The organism is Vibrio fujianensis (genome assembly GCF_002749895.1).
GTDB lineage: Bacteria > Pseudomonadota > Gammaproteobacteria > Enterobacterales > Vibrionaceae > Vibrio > Vibrio fujianensis.
Genome location: NZ_NBUS01000042.1, coordinates 114,317 through 114,800 on the forward strand (window position 1 = coordinate 114,317; position 484 = coordinate 114,800).

Sequence of the window (484 nt, forward strand, 5' to 3'; positions counted from 1 at the left end):
TCAAACATCTCAATCAATGATAAATATTGATCAGGATTGATGGTTTCCGGTACATCGGCGGGATAACGTGAAAGCCAAGGTTTATCCACGGTAATACTCCTCGTAATTGGCTGGCATAATTATCATTATCTTTGTTATAGAAATGATCTCTATTACAGCACAGCCAGAGCGCTTGAGCACGAAACACTCAAACACTTGTTTAAATTTTGTTAACTAAGCCAAATATTAGTTCTGCGACCTGTAAAGGTTGCTGAAGATGACAGTGATGGCCGCCAGAAATGATCTGTTTTTCCATTTTTGCATGCCAATAGTTTGCGACGTCTTGCTCAAGAGAGGCAAAACCATGCTCCCCTAATATCACCAGATGAGGGCAAACAATCTGCTCCATCACTTGCTGTGCGTGAGGTAATGACTGACGATAAAGCGATTCAGTGGTTAACTTTTTATCGTACCGCCATTGCCACTTGCCTTCTACTTGCCAAAT

1 protein-coding gene and 1 pseudogene are annotated in these 484 nt (G+C 41.5%); both read right to left on the bottom strand.

Annotated features, from left to right (window positions below; genetic code table 11):
- A partial coding sequence (locus B7C60_RS18780) for a hypothetical protein (RefSeq protein WP_245869200.1) occupies positions 1–89 on the bottom strand: 89 nt, incomplete at its 3' end.
- Between the two features lie 110 nt (positions 90–199).
- Positions 200–484: pseudogene (locus tag B7C60_RS18785) on the bottom strand (alpha/beta hydrolase); the annotation flags it as partial.